Source organism: Variovorax sp. GW821-FHT10C12, assembly GCF_059415405.1.
Window position 1 is genome coordinate 658,078 of record NZ_JBWKNE010000001.1, and the last position, 14,857, is coordinate 672,934.

Annotated in this window: 13 protein-coding genes; 11 read left to right on the forward strand and 2 right to left on the reverse strand. The window is 68.8% G+C overall.

All coding sequences use genetic code 11. From position 1 onward, the window contains the following. The 7 genes from AC07OH_RS03110 to AC07OH_RS03140 all read left to right on the forward strand — a co-directional run bounded on the left by AC07OH_RS03110 (window position 1) and on the right by AC07OH_RS03140 (window position 10,380). Window positions 1-5,268, forward strand: coding sequence for a DNA repair ATPase (locus AC07OH_RS03110; protein ID WP_495299543.1), 5,268 nt, complete (start codon window positions 1-3; stop codon window positions 5,266-5,268). Further along, entirely contained in the window at window positions 5,268-5,966 is a 699-nt protein-coding gene (locus tag AC07OH_RS03115) for a phospholipase D-like domain-containing protein (RefSeq protein ID WP_495299544.1), read from the forward strand. The genes AC07OH_RS03110 and AC07OH_RS03115 overlap by 1 nt, the downstream gene beginning before the upstream one ends. Then, on the forward strand, window positions 5,966-6,739 hold the full coding sequence (locus tag AC07OH_RS03120; RefSeq protein WP_495299545.1) for a magnesium transporter CorA family protein: 774 nt from the start codon (window positions 5,966-5,968) through the stop codon (window positions 6,737-6,739). The genes AC07OH_RS03115 and AC07OH_RS03120 overlap by 1 nt, the downstream gene beginning before the upstream one ends. Before the next feature lie 110 nt (window positions 6,740-6,849). Continuing rightward, window positions 6,850-8,025 (forward strand): CaiB/BaiF CoA transferase family protein, encoded by a 1,176-nt coding sequence (locus tag AC07OH_RS03125; protein WP_495299546.1) that lies wholly within the window; start codon window positions 6,850-6,852, stop codon window positions 8,023-8,025. Beyond that, entirely contained in the window at window positions 8,022-9,005 is a 984-nt protein-coding gene (locus AC07OH_RS03130) for a hydroxymethylglutaryl-CoA lyase (protein WP_495299547.1), read from the forward strand. Before AC07OH_RS03125 ends, AC07OH_RS03130 begins: the two co-directional genes overlap by 4 nt. Continuing rightward, on the forward strand, window positions 9,002-9,382 hold the full coding sequence (locus AC07OH_RS03135; protein WP_495299548.1) for a VOC family protein: 381 nt from the start codon (window positions 9,002-9,004) through the stop codon (window positions 9,380-9,382). The genes AC07OH_RS03130 and AC07OH_RS03135 overlap by 4 nt, the downstream gene beginning before the upstream one ends. A gap of 32 nt (window positions 9,383-9,414) precedes the next feature. Then, on the forward strand, window positions 9,415-10,380 hold the full coding sequence (locus AC07OH_RS03140; RefSeq protein WP_495299549.1) for a Bug family tripartite tricarboxylate transporter substrate binding protein: 966 nt from the start codon (window positions 9,415-9,417) through the stop codon (window positions 10,378-10,380). Between the two features lie 16 nt (window positions 10,381-10,396). Here AC07OH_RS03140 and AC07OH_RS03145 read toward each other — a convergent pair whose 3' ends face one another. Then, entirely contained in the window at window positions 10,397-10,543 is a 147-nt protein-coding gene (locus AC07OH_RS03145) for a hypothetical protein (RefSeq protein WP_167395007.1), read from the reverse strand. A gap of 204 nt (window positions 10,544-10,747) precedes the next feature. Here AC07OH_RS03145 and AC07OH_RS03150 point away from each other — a divergent pair, with 204 nt between their 5' ends. Further along, window positions 10,748-11,209, forward strand: a complete 462-nt coding sequence (locus tag AC07OH_RS03150) for a GNAT family N-acetyltransferase (RefSeq protein ID WP_495299550.1) — start codon at window positions 10,748-10,750, stop codon at window positions 11,207-11,209. A 39-nt stretch (window positions 11,210-11,248) separates the two neighbouring features. Here AC07OH_RS03150 and AC07OH_RS03155 read toward each other — a convergent pair whose 3' ends face one another. Continuing rightward, the gene (locus AC07OH_RS03155) at window positions 11,249-11,815 is read right to left on the reverse strand and encodes a LuxR C-terminal-related transcriptional regulator (RefSeq protein ID WP_062476432.1); all 567 of its coding nucleotides are present in this window, start codon (window positions 11,813-11,815) and stop codon (window positions 11,249-11,251) included. A 93-nt stretch (window positions 11,816-11,908) separates the two neighbouring features. Between AC07OH_RS03155 and AC07OH_RS03160 the strand changes: the two genes are divergently transcribed. The 3 genes from AC07OH_RS03160 (at window position 11,909) to AC07OH_RS03170 (ending at window position 14,854) form a co-directional block, all read left to right on the forward strand. Further along, window positions 11,909-12,712 carry a CoA transferase subunit A gene (locus AC07OH_RS03160; protein ID WP_062476435.1) on the forward strand — a complete coding sequence of 268 codons (804 nt, stop codon included), beginning with the start codon at window positions 11,909-11,911 and terminating at the stop codon, window positions 12,710-12,712. A 1-nt stretch (window position 12,713) separates the two neighbouring features. Next, a complete protein-coding gene (locus AC07OH_RS03165; protein WP_056573812.1) occupies window positions 12,714-13,352 on the forward strand; it encodes a 3-oxoacid CoA-transferase subunit B in 639 nt (212 codons plus the stop codon). 104 nt (window positions 13,353-13,456) lie between these two features. Beyond that, on the forward strand, window positions 13,457-14,854 hold the full coding sequence (locus AC07OH_RS03170) for a CoA transferase (RefSeq protein ID WP_495299551.1): 1,398 nt from the start codon (window positions 13,457-13,459) through the stop codon (window positions 14,852-14,854). Window positions 14,855-14,857 lie beyond the last annotated feature (3 nt).

Sequence of the window (14,857 nt, forward strand, 5' to 3'; positions counted from 1 at the left end):
ATGCAACCCACCGACGACACCGCGGCGCCGCCCGGCGCCCAGGCCCCCATCGACCCCACCGAAGCGCTGGTCTCCGGCAGCGGCAGCTACGACCTGCTGAAGAAGCGGCTCGAAACCCAGGGCGAGGGCCTGCTCAAGAAGACGCAGGCGCTCAATGAGCAGCGGCTGGCCGAGTTCGGCCGCTCCGACCAGACGCTGATCCTGCGCACCCGCGCGCGCACCGAGAACAACGCGGTGGCGCGCGACATCGTGCGCATCGGCGACCTGCTGCTGTTCGGCTACAACGTCTTCATCGGCCTGCGCAAGGAAACGGCCGTGGGCGACGTGTTCGGCCTGTACCGGCTCGCATCGCCGGGCGAAGCCGCCACCGAGAACGACGAGCTGCAGCCCGTGCCGCTGGCCGGCACCTTCCTGGAAGACGCGCGCTTCGCCTCCGACTTCCGCGAGCTCTACGCCTACTACAAGCAGGCCACGCTGCTGCAGCTGCGCGTCACGCAGGACAAGCTGCTGGCCTCGTTCCAGATCGGCCAGCAGCTGCACGACGTGCGCGTGTTCCGCTGGGCCATCGAGCGCAACGGCAACATCAACTACATCGACAACCGCGGCGAGCGCGACATCGCCTTGCCCGCGAGCCACGATTTCGAGTGGACCGTGGCCACGCGCGAAGACCACGTGGGCGGCAAGCATCCGCACGTGAACGTGCTCGACACCGTGTTCGTCGAGACGCTGGGCGGCGACCTCACGGTCAAGATCGAGAACAACACCGAGACCGGGCTGGGCATCTACAGCGAGCCGGTGGAAGACAAGAGCCAGTCGCTCACCGACGCCGAGATTGCCTGGGCCAAGCTGGGCATGCTGATCCTGCTGCGCGTGAAGCCCTACCGCGAACAGGTCACGCGCTACCTGGTGTTCAACATCCGCACGCAGCAGGTCGAGCGCATCGACGCCATCGGCGGTTCCTGCGTGCAGCTGCCCGAAGACCACGGCATCATTTTTCCGGGTGGCTACTACCTGCAGTCGGGCGAGTACAAGCGCTTCGACCTGCCGGCCGAGGTGGTGGAAAACCTGCGCTTCAAGCGCATGCTGCGCTCGCCCAACGGCGAGGACGTGGCCTATGTGTTCTACGACCCGAAGCCCGGGCGCTATGCGCTGTTCAACTACAACCTGATCGACAAGAAGCTCGCCACGCCGATCATCGCCAACGGCTACGCGCGCTTTGCCGACGGCCGCATGCTGGTGTTCAATGGCGACGACGTCGAGCCCACGCGCGTGCACCCGATGCAGCTGTGGCAGACGCCCTTCGCCAGCGAAGAGCATGTGAGCGCGCAGCCGCCTTCCACCGGCTTCTTCGGCAAGATCGGCAATGCCGAGCTGGTGCGCGGCGTGAGCGATCTCATGGGCATTGCCCGCGCGGTGCGCGAGCAGGCGCCCACGCGCGCCGCCTACGAAGACCTGATCCGCCAGTGCACCCGCGTGAGCGACGCCTACTTCTGGCTCGACGCACCCGAGGCCACCGGCCTCATGGGCGAGCTGCGCAGCATCGCCGAGGTGGCGCGCAGCACGCTGGGCGAATTCGAAAAGGTCGACACCATCCGCCGCGAAACCGCGCGCGCGCTGGCCCGCGCGGAAGACGAGCAGCATGCGCTGCTGGTCGACATTGCCAGCACCCTCTGGCGCGCACCCGACGATTTCGTGAAGGCGCTAGGCCGGCTGCGCGAGCGGCGCGGCGCGCTGCAGATGCTCAAGGAGCTGCGCTACGCCGATCTGCCGCGCATCGCCGCGATGGACGCCGCACTCGAGGTCGAGCAGCAGCGCATCGGCGAGCGCGCGATGCAGTTCCTGGCGGCCGACACGGCCTTCCACGGCCAGCGCCAGGCGCTGGACAAGCTCGCGCTCGAACTCCCCAACCTGGCCACCTCGCCCGCGCTCGGCCAGATGCTGGCCACGCTCGACGAGCAGGCGGCCGGCCTCGACCTGCTGACCGAGCAGCTGGGCAGCCTGCCGGGCGGCGATGCGGTGATTCGCACGTCCATCCTCGACCGCATCTCGCTGATCTACGCCGACATCAACCGCATGCGCGCCGATGCGCGCGCGCGGCGCAAGTCGCTGGGTGCGACCGAGGCGCGTGCCGAGTTCGGCGCGCAGTTCAAGCTCTTCAGCCAGGCGGTCGAGAACGCGCTGGAGTTCGCCGACACGCCCGAGAAGTGCGACGACGCGCTCACGCGCCTGCTGGCGCAGCTCGAAGAAATCGAAGGCCGCTTCGCCGAGCAGGAAGACTTCCTGGCCGACATCGCCGAGAAGCGCGAGACCGTGTACGAGGCGCTGTCCGCGCGCCGCCAGAGCCTGGTCGACGCCCGCCAGCGCCGCGCGCAGGGCGTGGTCGACGCGGCAGGGCGCATCCTCGACGGCATTCCGCGCCGCATCGCGCAGTTCGGCGACCTGACCCAGGTCCACAGCTACTTCGCGGCCGACCCGATGATCGGCAAGCTGCACACGCTGATCGCCGACCTGCGCACGCTGGGCGCCGCGGTGCCGGCCGACGAGCTCGACACGCGCCTGAAGACCGCGCGCGACCAGGCGCTGCGTTCCATCCGCGACAAGCGCGAGCTGGTGAGCGAGGGCGGCGACACGCTGCGCCTGGGCCGCCACGCCTTCACCGTGCACCGCCAGCCGGTCGACCTGACGCTGGTCGCCCGCGACGAAGGCATGGCCTACCAGGTGACGGGCACCGACTACCAGAGCCCGGTCGATGAGCCCCGGCTGCTGCCGCTGCAGCGCTACTGGGACCAGTCGCTGGTGTCGGAAACGCCTGAACTGTCGCGCGCCGAATACCTCGCCGGCCGCCTGTTGGAGGCGCTGCTCGACGGCAAGGCCGAGCGCACCTGGGGCGAGGTGCTCACGCTGCTGGCCGAAGACCCGCTGCATCCGCAATTGCTCGACATGGTCCGCCGCTTCGCTGCGGCGCGCTACCAGGAGGGCTATCAGAAGGGCATCCACGACGACGACGCGATGCGCCTGCTGGGCGCGCTCGTCGGCATGCAGGACCAGGCGGGCCTGCTCGCCTGGGGACCGACCGAACGCGCGCTGGCCTTGCTCTACTGGCAGCACGGCCACTTGATCGCGCACCGCGAATCGATGCTGCGCCGCGCGCGTGCCGCGATGCAGATGCTGGCGCTGTTCGGCCGGCGCGATGCGTTGGCGCAGCTCGAAGCCGACATCGCGCGTGCACTGAACCACTTCGCCCGCGACGTGGTGCCCGACCTGCTGCCGCAGGCCGACACCGCGAACGACGAAACGCGCGACGCGCACGACGGCCGCGTGACCACCCTGTGCGACCAGGCCGCCGCGTACCTCGTGCGCGAACTCGCCGGCCCGCATGGCGGCGAGACCTGGGCCGTGTCCGGCGCCGGCGAGGACCTCGCGGCGGCGTTGCTGCGCGAGCTGGAGCGCGGCGGCCGGCGCGATGCGTGGCAGCACGACCTCGACGCCGCACCGCCGGCCGAGCGCTGGCGCCTGGCGCGCGACTGGGTGCGTGCCTACGCGACGCACCAGGCCCCGCAATCGGTCGACTGGACCGACGACGCGGCCAGCGTGCTGGCCATGCCGTTGCAGCGCACCCGCGTCAACGCGGCGCTCGACCGCACCGTCGAAGGCCTGCGCGGGGAGCACCCGCGCGTCGCCGAAGGGCGCCTCACGCTGAACCTCAACGACTTCTGGCGCCGCTTCCTGTTCCACACGATGCACGCGGTGCCGGGCTACGAGGCGCTGCACAGCCTGCGCCACGAGCTGCTCGAACGCGAGAAGGCGCGGCTCAAGCTGAGCCAGTTCCAGGCCAAGCCGCTCTCGACCTTCGTGCGCAACCAGCTGATCGACGAGCTGTACCTGCCCCTCATCGGCGACAACCTCGCCAAGCAGATCGGCTCGGCGGGCGAGGGCAGCCGCACCGACCGCATGGGCCTGCTGCTGCTGATCTCGCCGCCCGGCTACGGCAAGACGACGCTCATGGAGTACGTGGCCGACCGCCTCGGGCTCATCTTTGTGCGCATCAACTGCCCGGCGCTGGGCCACGGCGTCACGGCCATCGACCCGGTGAACGCGCCCAACAGCGCCGCGCGGCAGGAGCTGGAGAAGCTCAACCTGGGCCTGGCCATGGGCAGCAACGTGATGCTGTACCTGGACGACATCCAGCACACCAGCCCCGAGTTTTTGCAGAAGTTCATCGCGCTGGCCGACGGCACGCGCCGCATCGAGGGTGTGTGGAACGGCGAGCCGCGCAGCTACGACATGCGCGGCAAGCGCTTCGCGATCGTGATGGCGGGCAACCCGTACACCGAGTCGGGCGACGTGTTCAAGATCCCCGACATGCTGGCCAACCGCGCCGACATCTACAACCTGGGTGACGTGCTCTCGGGTCGCGAGGCGGCGTTCGCGCTCTCGTACATCGAGAACAGCCTGACCTCCAACCCCACGCTGATGCCGCTGGCCTCGCGCGACCCGAAGGACGTGCAACTGCTGGTGAAGATGGCGCAGGGCCACGACGTGCCGAGCAGCGCGCTCTCGCACGCCTACAGCGCGGTCGAGCTGGAGGAAATCAAGGCGCTGCTGCAGCGCCTGTTCCGTGCGCGCGACCTGCTGCTGAAGGTGAACCTCGCGTACATCGAATCGGCCGCGCAGCAGGAGACCTATCGTGTCGCACCGCCGTTCAAGCTGCAGGGCAGCTACCGCAACATGACCAAGCTCGCGGGCAAGATCACCGCGCTGATGCGCGACGACGAGCTGGATGCGCTGTTGCGCGACCACTACCGCGGCGAGGCGCAGACGCTGACCACCGGCGCGGAAGAAAACCTGCTGCGCCTCGCGCAACTGCTGGGCAGTCCGACGCCGGAGGAAAGCGCGCGCTGGACCGCCATCTGCGAGGAATTCGTTCGCCAGCGCAAGCTCGGCGGCGCCGACGTGGACGGCAGCCAGCGCATCGCGAGCAGCATGCTCGACGTGGCGCGCGCGGTCGACGCGCTCAAGCCCGAGCCCAAGCCTGTCGCCGAGGGTCCGAACGAGAGCCAGCGCCTGGCCGACGCCATGCTGCAGATCGCCGTGACCTACCGCGAGCTGATCCTGCCGCTGGTGACCGCCACCGAGCGCCGGCTCGAACTCGACCGCTCGATCAAGCAGGACATGGAGCGCCTCGCCGCCGAGGTGCAGGCCACGCGGGCCGCGCCCAGGCGCGTGCCACCGCCGCCATCTCCGCCCAAAGCCGACAAGGATCAGTGATGTCCGCATTGCCCGAACTGCTGGCCCAGCTCGACGCGACGATGGCCGACGCGCGCCTGAGCGACGACGAGCGCCGCGTGCTGGTCCACACCCTGCGCGAAGCCTCGCCGCCCGAAGACGGCCTGCGCCAGCTGCGCAACCGCGCCTTCGACCTCGTGCGCTCGCGCACCGCCGACCCCGAGCAGCTGTCGCTGCTCAAGTGGCTCGAAGGCGTGGTGCGCGCGATCGACACCGGCCGTTCGCCCGACAGCGTCACGGTGCGCTCGCAGGCCTACTTCAGCCCGGGCACGGCCTGCCTGCAGGCGATCAACCAGCAGCTGCGAACGGCGAAGCACGCGGTCGACCTGTGCGTGTTCACGCTCTCGGACGACCGCATCACCGCCGAGGTGCTGGCGGCGCACCGGCGCGGCGTGACGGTGCGTTGCATCAGCGACAACGACAAGGAGTTCGACCGCGGCAGCGACGTCGGCCAGCTGCGCGCGGCCGGCATTCCGGTGGCGGTGGACCGCACCGACGCCCACATGCACCACAAGTTCGCGATCTTCGACGGCGCGCGGCTGCTCAACGGCAGCTACAACTGGACCCGCAGCGCCTGCGAGTACAACGAGGAGAACCTGGTGCTGAGCAACGACCCGTCGCTGGTGCGCCGCTTCGCGGACGAATTCGACACCTTGTGGAAAGAACTGCAGGCCCCCTGATGCCAAGACGAATCGACTACGACTGGGAACTGCCCGCCGCCATGCAGCAGCGGCTGGGCGGCAGCACCTACGGCGCGCAGCGCATCATCCACGAGCAGGAGCACCTGATGGTGATCCTGCACGAGCCGCCCTCGGGCACCGGCGCCGAGCGCAAGCCCGTGGTGTTCCTGCGCAAGCCCGACGGCGCGTGGCTGCACAAGGGCAACAACCCCGGCGAGCGCGCGCTCGCCAAGCTGCTCGAAAGCTACCGCGCGGCATTCAGCACCTTCGAGATCCGCCACCAGGCCGCCGAGACCTCGGAAGACCTGTTCCAGATCCTCGGCCCGTTGATCCCGCTCACCCGCGCCGCGCGGAACATGCAAGACACCCTGCAGGCCGCGCGCGATGCGGTCAAGGGCGACCTGATGCTCATCGACCAGCGCGACCTCGCGGTGGAAATTGCACGCGGCTTCGAGCTGCTGCTGGCCGACACGCGCATGTCGCTCGACTACCGGCTCGCACGCGCCGCCGAGGCGCAGGCGCACTCGGCCCTCGAGATGAGCCGTGCGCAGCACAAGCTCAACACCATCGCCGCACTGACCTTTCCGCTCATGGCCATCGGCGCGGCCTTCGGCATGAACCTGCACAGCGGCGTGGAGAACCTGCCGTCGTGGGTGTACTGGCTCGTCTTTGCGGCCGGCATCTGCCTGGGTGTGATGCTGCGCGGCTGGGTCAAGACGCCGGCCGAGCCGCCGGTGGTTGCCAGGCCTGCGTCCACGCTGAAGAAAAAGTAGGGCGCACCGCAGGGTCTTCGCGTTTCGCGAAGGCCTGCTGCCATCCGAGCAATTCCGTTCGTCGCCATCTGTTCCTAGAGTCGGGGCAACCCACCTGGAGACAGAGAAAGATGAACGCACTCGAAGGCCTGAAGGTGCTGGAGCTCGGCCAGCTCATCGCCGGCCCCTTCGCCGGCAAGACGCTCGCCGAGTTCGGCGCCGACGTGATCAAGGTCGAGCCCGCCGGCGTCGGCGATCCGCTGCGCAAGTGGCGGCTGCTGCGTGACGGCACCTCGGTGTGGTGGGAGGTGCAGTCGCGCAACAAGCGCTCGGTGTGCCTCGATCTGCGCAGCGTCGAAGGGCAGGAGGCCGTGCGCGCACTGGCGCGCGAAGCGGACGTGCTGATCGAGAACTTCAAGCCCGGCACGCTCGAAGGCTGGGGCCTGGGCTGGGAGCAGCTGCACGCACTGAACCCGCGTCTCATCATGCTGCGCATCTCGGGCTACGGGCAGACCGGCCCCTACCGCGACAAGCCGGGCTTCGGCGTGCTCGGCGAATCGATGGGCGGGCTGCGCTACCTCAGCGGTGAGCCGGGCCGGGTGCCGGTGCGCGTGGGCGTTTCGCTGGGCGACACGCTGGCCGCGCTGCATGGCGTGATCGGCGTGCTCACGGCGCTGCACCACCGCACGGCGCACGGCGGCGAGGGCCAGTTCATCGACGTGGCGTTGTACGAGTCGGTCTTCAACGTGATGGAAAGCCTGCTGCCCGAGTACGACGCCTTCGGTGCCGTGCGCGAACGGGCCGGCAGCGCCTTGCCGGGCATCGCGCCGACCAACGCCTACCGCTGCAGCGACGGCCACTACGTGCTGGTGGCGGGCAACGGTGACAGCATCTTCCGCCGGCTGATGCGCGCCATCGACCGCGCGGACCTGGAGAACGACCCGGGCCTCGTGCACAACGACGGTCGCGTGCTGCGCGTGGAAGAGATCGACGCCGCCATCGAAGCCTGGACCCTGCAGCGCAGCCGCGACGAGGTGCTGGCCGTGCTCGATGCGGCGGGCGTGCCGGTCGGGCGCATCTACACGGTGGCCGACATCGCGACCGATCCGCAGTACCTGGCGCGCGAGATGATCGTGCAGGCGCGCGGCTCCGACGGCGCGCTGCTCAAGGTGCCGGGCGTGGTGCCCAAGCTCAGCGCCACGCCAGGGCGCATCGCGCATGCGGCGCCGCGGCTGGGCGAGCACACAGCGGACCTGCAAGGCGCCGGCTGGCCCGTGCGCAACACCGACAGCGAGGCCGTCGTATGAAAGACGGCAACGGCACGCGGCTGTTCATCAACGAGGTCGCCACGCGCGACGGTTTCCAGATGGAAAGCCGCTTCATTCCCACCGACGACAAGGTCGCGCTGATCGACCGGCTCGGCACGCTCGGTTACGCCAAGATCGAGGTCACTTCGTTCACCTCGGCCCAGGCTATTCCCGCGCTGCGCGATGGCGAAGAGGTGATGCAGCGCATCGCACGCCGGCCTAGCGTGGTCTACACCGCGCTCGTGCCCAACGTGCGCGGCGCCGAGCGCGCACTGGAAAGCCGCATCGACGAGTTCAACATCGTCATGTCCGTCAGCGAGACGCACAACCTCAGCAACCTGCGGATGATGCGTGAGCAGTCGTTTGCGCAACTGACAGACGTGATCGCGCTGGCCAAGCAGGCGAGGGTGCCGGTGAACGTGTCGCTCTCGTGCGTGTTCGGCTGTCCGATGGAAGGCGAGGTGCCACTCGCAGCGGTGCTCGGCTGGACCGACCGCTTCGCTGCGTTGGGCGTGCACGGAATCACGCTGTGCGACACCACCGGCATGGCCTATCCCACGCAGGTGCAGGCGGTGTGCGAGGCCGTGCGCGCGCGGCATCCGGCATTGGAATGGACGGCGCATTTCCACAACACCCGCGGCATGGGCCTGGTGAACACCATCGCCGCGGTCGAGGCGGGCATCCGCCGGCTCGACATGTCGCTCGGCGGCATCGGCGGCTGCCCCTACGCGCCGGGCGCGACCGGCAATGTCGCGACCGAGGACGTGGTCCACATGTTGCAGTGCATGAGCTACGACACCGGCATGGACCTCGAAGGCCTGATCGGCGCTGCGGCTGAACTCGAGTCACTGGTGCAGCACGAACTGCCCGGTCAGGTCTCGCGCGCCGGACACCGCCTCACGCGGCACGCGCCGCCGGCCGATTTCAACGCCATCGTCGAGCGCGCAAAGGCGCGCCCCATCAAGAAGGAGAGCGCATGATCGACCACCTGGATCACCTGGTGCTCACCACCGCGAACCAAGAGGCCTGCGTGCGTTTCTACGTCGAGGTGCTGGGCATGACGCTGGAGGTCTTCGGCGCCGGCCGCAGGGCCTTCCGCTTCGGCAACCAGAAGATCAACCTGCACGTGAAGGGCCACGAGTTCGAGCCCAAGGCCGAACTGCCCACGCCCGGTTCACTCGACCTGTGTTTCATCGCCAGCGTGCCGCTCGAAGAGGTCGTTGCGCGGCTGCAAGCGCAGGGCGTGCCGATCCTCGAGGGCCCCGTGATGCGCACGGGCGCCACGTCGCGCATCCGCTCGGTCTACGTGCGTGACCCCGACCTGAATCTCATCGAGATTTCGGAGCTGGCGTCCTAAGACATCCACAAAAAACCACCGGAGACAAACCCATGAAACCCGTTCACCGCCTGCTCGCGGTCGGCCTCGCGCTGGCCGCCGCCGCCTCGCAGGCCGACACCTGGCCTTCCAAACCCCTGACCTTCGTGGTGCCCACGGCACCCGCGGGCTCCACCGACATCATGGCGCGGCTGGTCGCCGACCCGCTGCAGCGCGCGCTGGGCCAACCGGTCGTGGTCGACAACAAGCCGGGCGCCAGCGGCAACATCGGCACCGAGTTCGTGGCCCGCGCCGCGCCCGACGGCTACACGCTGTTGCTGCAGTACTCGGGCTACCACGTCGGCAACCCGTCGCTGTACCCGAACCTGCGCTGGAGCCCGACCAAGGACTTCGTGCCGGTGGCGATGGTGATGCGCGCGCCGCACGTGGTCGCGGTGAGCGGCAAGCTGCCGGTGAGCTCGATGAAGGAGCTCATCGAGTACGGCAGGAAGAAGGAGGGCGGTCTGTTCTATGCCTCGTCGGGCAACGGCTCGATCCAGCACATCGCCGGCGAGCTGCTGTCGCGCCAGACCAAGCAACCGGCCACGCACGTGCCGTACAAGGGCTCGGGGCCGGCCATCAATGACCTGGTGGCGGGCAATGTCGACATCTTCATCACCACGCCGCCCTCGGTCATCGGCCACTTCGCGGGCGGGCGCATCAAGGCGCTGGCGTACACGGGCAGCAAGCGGCACGCGTCGATGCCGAACGTGCCGACCTCGGCCGAGGCCGGGTTGCCGGGCTACGAGGTCGAGTCGTGGTTCGCGGTGTTCGCGCCGGCGAAGACGCCGCCCGAGGTGGTGAACAAGCTCAGCGCCGAGATCAGGAAGATCGTCGAGAGCGAGGCCTTCCGCAAGAAGGTGGACGAGCAGGGCGCCTTCGCGACCTACATGGACCCGGCCACGCTGGGCCGGTTCGTCGACCAGGAACTCGCGGCCTGGTCGAAGGTGATCAAGGGCGCCGACATCAAGCCGGAGTGAACGCCCCCGGCCAGGTTCAGGGCTTGACGCCCAGCACCGACAGGATCACCGCCGCGAGGCCGAGCGCCACGGGCACCTGGTGCCCGGCCAGCGCGCGGGCCTGGGCCACGGACAGCCTGGTTTGCTGAAGGAGGTTCTTTTCCGAATGAAGGGGTGTGGACATGGTGTCTGCTCCTGTGTGGGGCGAACGGTGTGTTCGCGTGGGTTCCACGATAGGCCTCTCAACCGGCGATGGCGCATGGGTTTTGTCGACACGGCGTTTCCGTTTTCGCAACGATCCGGGGCCTCTGGCAGGGAACTTCTGCCCAGAACTCAGAATGGGGTCATGCAACGGAAAGAACGAAACACTCACATGAAGGGCTTGACGATGCGCAGGGCCACCGCGGCGGATGCCGTGCCCTGGCCGCTCCTGTTCGACGCGGACGGCCCGCGCCCCGAGATCGAAAAGTACTTGCTGCGCGGCGAGCAATGGCTGGCCGAACAAGCGGGCGAGGTCGTCGGCCAGATGGTGCTCATGGCCACGCGCGTCGACACCTGGGAGATCATGAACATCGCCGTGGCCGAAGCCCACAAGGGCCAGGGCATCGGCACCGCGATGCTGAAGAAGGCGAAAGCTCTTGCCAGGCAGCGCGGCGCGCACCGGCTTGAAGTCGGCACGGGCAACAGCAGCCTGCGCGAGCTGGCCTTCTACCAGCGCTTCGGATTTCGGATCGTCGGCGTCGACGTCGACTACTTCGTGCGCCGCTGGGGCAAAGCGACGAAGCAGAACGGCATCCCGCTGCGGGACCTGGTGCGCATGGAGATGGTGCTGTCGCGCGACGCGAGCTGATCGCCCCGCAGCACGACAGCGCACACGCCCTGAAAAGAATCACCCTGCGATCAGCTTCTGCACCAGCTCCGCAGTCGTCGCCGCCGCGTACTTGCGCATCAACCGCGCCCGATGCAGTTCGACTGTGCGATGGCTGATGCCCAGCGCCTTCCCGATCTCCTTCGACGTCAGCCCGCGCATCACCTGCGCCGCCACCTCCCGCTCGCGCGGCGTGAGCTCGGCCTTCACCGCACGGCGCGAACCCAGGTCCTCGAAGGTCCAGATGCCGGCCTCGTGCGGCGCCGCGCGGTTCATCGCGTGTCCGGTGACGTGGCACCAGAAGGTCTCGCCGGCCAGCGCACCGTGCAGCCCGCCCAGGCGCTTCATCATGCGGTTGTCGGCGTAGTGGCCGCTGGCGTTCAGAAAGGGCTCCATGCGCTTGCCGATGCGCTCGAACTCCGCCACGCTGGGGTACAGGATGCTGAACGAATGCCCGACCAGCGCGGAGGGCTCTGCGCCGAAAATTTCGCACACACGCTGGTTGCAGGCGACGATGGTGCGGTTGCTCGAGACCACCATGCCGACGGGTGCATGTTCAAAAGCCAGCCGGTAATCGATCTCGGGCATCGGGTGTCACCACTACGAAATACTACGTATACGAGTAGGTAGTATCGTTGAAGCCTTTCCCACCCACTCTCCACCACCCATCAAGGAGCCCGAGTGAACAAGATTTATCCCTCCGCAGACGCGGCACTCAAGGGGGTCGTGGCCGACGGGCAGACGCTCGCGGTCGGCGGCTTCGGCCTGTGCGGCATTCCCGAAGCGCTGATCGACGCGCTCAAGGATTCCGGCGTGCAGAACCTCACCGTCATCTCGAACAACGCGGGCGTCGACGGCTTCGGCCTCGGCAAGCTGCTCGAGACGCGCCAGATCAAGAAGATGATCGCGTCGTATGTGGGCGAGAACAAGGAGTTCGAGCGCCAGTACCTGGCCGGTGAACTCGCCCTCGAATTCACGCCCCAGGGCACGCTGGCCGAGAAGCTGCGCGCCGGCGGCGCGGGCATTCCGGCCTTCTTCACGAAGACCGGCGTGGGCACGCAAGTGGCCGAAGGCAAGGAGCTGCGCGAGTTCGGCGGCGAGACCTACGTCATGGAGCACTCGCTGGTGCCCGACGTGGCACTGGTCAAGGCCGACGTGGCCGACAAGGCCGGCAACCTGCGCTTTCGCCTCACCGCGCGCAACTTCAACCCCGCCGCCGCCATGGCCGGCAAGGTCTGCATCGTCGAGGTCGAGAAGATCGTCGAAGTGGGCGAGCTGGCCCCCGACGACATCCACCTGCCGGGCATCTACGTGCACCGCCTGGTGCTCAACGCCACGCCCGAGAAGCGCATCGAGAAGCGCACCGTGAGCGCCTCGGTCGATGCCGCCGCCGCCAAGGTCGAGGCCCAGACCGCCATCGCCCAGGCCGCCGCCGCCGGCAGCGAATCGGCCGTGAAGGCCGTCAACAAGAAAGAAGGAGCCTGAGATGCCCTGGACCCAAGACCAGATGGCGGCCCGCGCCGCCCAAGAACTCGAAGACGGCTTCTACGTCAACCTCGGCATCGGCATTCCGACCCTGGTGGCAAACCACACAGGCACCAAGGAAGTCTGGCTGCAGAGCGAAAACGGCATGCTCGGCATCGGCCCGTTCCCGACAGAGGACAACGTCGACGCCGACCTGATCAACGCCGGCAAGCAGACCGTGACCACGCTGCCCGGCAGCGCCATCTTCGGCAGCCATGACAGCTTCGCGATGATCCGCGGCGGCAAGATCAACCTGTCGATCCTCGGTGCGATGCAGGTCAGCGCCAAGGGCGACCTCGCCAACTGGATGATCCCCGGCAAGATGGTCAAGGGCATGGGCGGCGCCATGGACCTCGTGGCCGGCGTGAAGCGCGTGATCGTGCTGATGGAACACGTGGCCAAGAAGAAGGACGGCACCGAAGACCTGAAGATCCTCGAGCAGTGCTCGCTGCCGCTGACCGGCGTGGGCGTGGTCGACCGCATCATCACCGACCTGGCCGTGATGGACGTCGTGCCCGAAGGCCTCAAGGTGATCGAACTCGCGCCGGGCGTGAGCTTCGACGCGCTGCAGGCCAAGACCGGTGCGAAGCTGATCCAGTAAGCAACCCGCACAAGGTCGCGAACGCAACGACACACAACACAGGCAGGGCCGCGCAAGCGGACCCTGCCTTTTTCATTTCTTCTTTTTCCCCGAAGGGGCGACGCATGGCAACGAGTGAAGAAGTCCTGGCCGGTCTCTGGCAACTGGCGGGGTTGCCCGCCGAGGCGCTGGCCTTCGCGCGGCTCACGGGCGCCGACCCGGTGCTGCCCTCGTCCTTCGCGGTCGGCCTCGCGGCGCAGGCCAGCATCGCCGCCGCCGCGCTCGCGGCCTGCGAGCTGGGGCACCGGCGCGGCGTGGCGCGGCAAGAGGTCGCGGTCGACACGCTGCACGCCGCGCTCGACTGCACGGGCTGGTTCAGCCTCGACGGCCGCGTGCCCGATCTGTGGGACACCTTCTCGGGCGTGTACCGCTGCGCCGACGGCTGGGTGCGCATCCACGCCAACTTCAAGCACCACCGCGAAGGCGCGCTGCGCCTGATGAAGCTGGACCCGGCCAGCGCCACGCGCGCCGACGCCGAGGCCGCGATGGCCGGCTGGCGCGCGGTCGATTTCGAATCGGCCGCCGCCGCGCAAGGCCTGGTGGCGACCGCACTGCGCCGCTTCGATGAGTGGGACGCGACGCCGCAGGGGCAGGCGGTCGCGGCGCAGCCGCTCTTCACCATCGAGCGCATCGGCGATGCACCGCCGCGCGCGCTGCCGCCGCTGCAGGGCGACCAGCGCCCGCTCGAAGGCCTGCGCGTGCTCGACCTGACGCGCATCCTCGCGGGACCGGTCGGCGGCCGGGCGCTGGCGGCGTACGGCGCCGACGTGATGCTGGCCAATTCGCCGAACCTGCCGAACATCGAATCGATCGCCGACACCAGCCGCGGCAAGCTCTCGACGCACGTGGACCTGTGCACGGACGAAGGTCGCGCGGTGTTGCACGGCCTCGTCGCCGATGCGCATGTCTTCGTGCAGGGCTACCGCCCCGGCGGCATCGCGGCGCTGGGCTTCGGCCCCGAGGCGCTGGCGCGCGAGCGGCCGGGCATCGTCTGCGTCTCGCTCACGGCCTACGGCACGCAGGGGCCGTGGGCCGGGCGGCGCGGCTTCGATTCGCTGGTGCAGACCGCCATGGGCTTCAACCATGCCGAAGGCGAGGCCGCGGGCGACGGCAAGCCGCGCCCGATGCCGATGCAGATCCTTGACGAAGCCAGCGGCTACCTGATCGCCCTCGGTGCCGCCGCGGCGCTGTGGCGGCAGCAGCAGGAGGGCGGCAGCTGGCATGTGCAGGTGTCGCTGGCGCAGACGGGGCAGTGGCTGCGCGGGCTGGGGCGTGTGGACGGCGGGCTGTCGATCGCGCGGGCCGATGTCGCGCCGTACGTCGAGACCTCCGCCTCGGGCTTCGGCGAACTGGCAGCGGTGCGCCACAGCGCGCAGCTGTCGCGCACGCCGGCCGCCTGGCCGCGGCCGTCGATGCCACCGGGCAGCCATCCGCCGGCGTGGCCTGCCGTTGCCGGGGAATGAGAA

Coding starts and splice junctions, on each gene's coding strand:
- AC07OH_RS03110 (WP_495299543.1), top strand. CDS start 1: ATGCAACCCACCGACGACACCGCGGCGCCGCCCGGCGCCCAGGCCCCC.
- AC07OH_RS03115 (WP_495299544.1), top strand. CDS start 5,268: ATGTCCGCATTGCCCGAACTGCTGGCCCAGCTCGACGCGACGATGGCC.
- AC07OH_RS03120 (WP_495299545.1), top strand. CDS start 5,966: ATGCCAAGACGAATCGACTACGACTGGGAACTGCCCGCCGCCATGCAG.
- AC07OH_RS03125 (WP_495299546.1), top strand. CDS start 6,850: ATGAACGCACTCGAAGGCCTGAAGGTGCTGGAGCTCGGCCAGCTCATC.
- AC07OH_RS03130 (WP_495299547.1), top strand. CDS start 8,022: ATGAAAGACGGCAACGGCACGCGGCTGTTCATCAACGAGGTCGCCACG.
- AC07OH_RS03135 (WP_495299548.1), top strand. CDS start 9,002: ATGATCGACCACCTGGATCACCTGGTGCTCACCACCGCGAACCAAGAG.
- AC07OH_RS03140 (WP_495299549.1), top strand. CDS start 9,415: ATGAAACCCGTTCACCGCCTGCTCGCGGTCGGCCTCGCGCTGGCCGCC.
- AC07OH_RS03145 (WP_167395007.1), bottom strand. CDS start 10,543: ATGTCCACACCCCTTCATTCGGAAAAGAACCTCCTTCAGCAAACCAGG.
- AC07OH_RS03150 (WP_495299550.1), top strand. CDS start 10,748: ATGCGCAGGGCCACCGCGGCGGATGCCGTGCCCTGGCCGCTCCTGTTC.
- AC07OH_RS03155 (WP_062476432.1), bottom strand. CDS start 11,815: ATGCCCGAGATCGATTACCGGCTGGCTTTTGAACATGCACCCGTCGGC.
- AC07OH_RS03165 (WP_056573812.1), top strand. CDS start 12,714: ATGCCCTGGACCCAAGACCAGATGGCGGCCCGCGCCGCCCAAGAACTC.
- AC07OH_RS03170 (WP_495299551.1), top strand. CDS start 13,457: ATGGCAACGAGTGAAGAAGTCCTGGCCGGTCTCTGGCAACTGGCGGGG.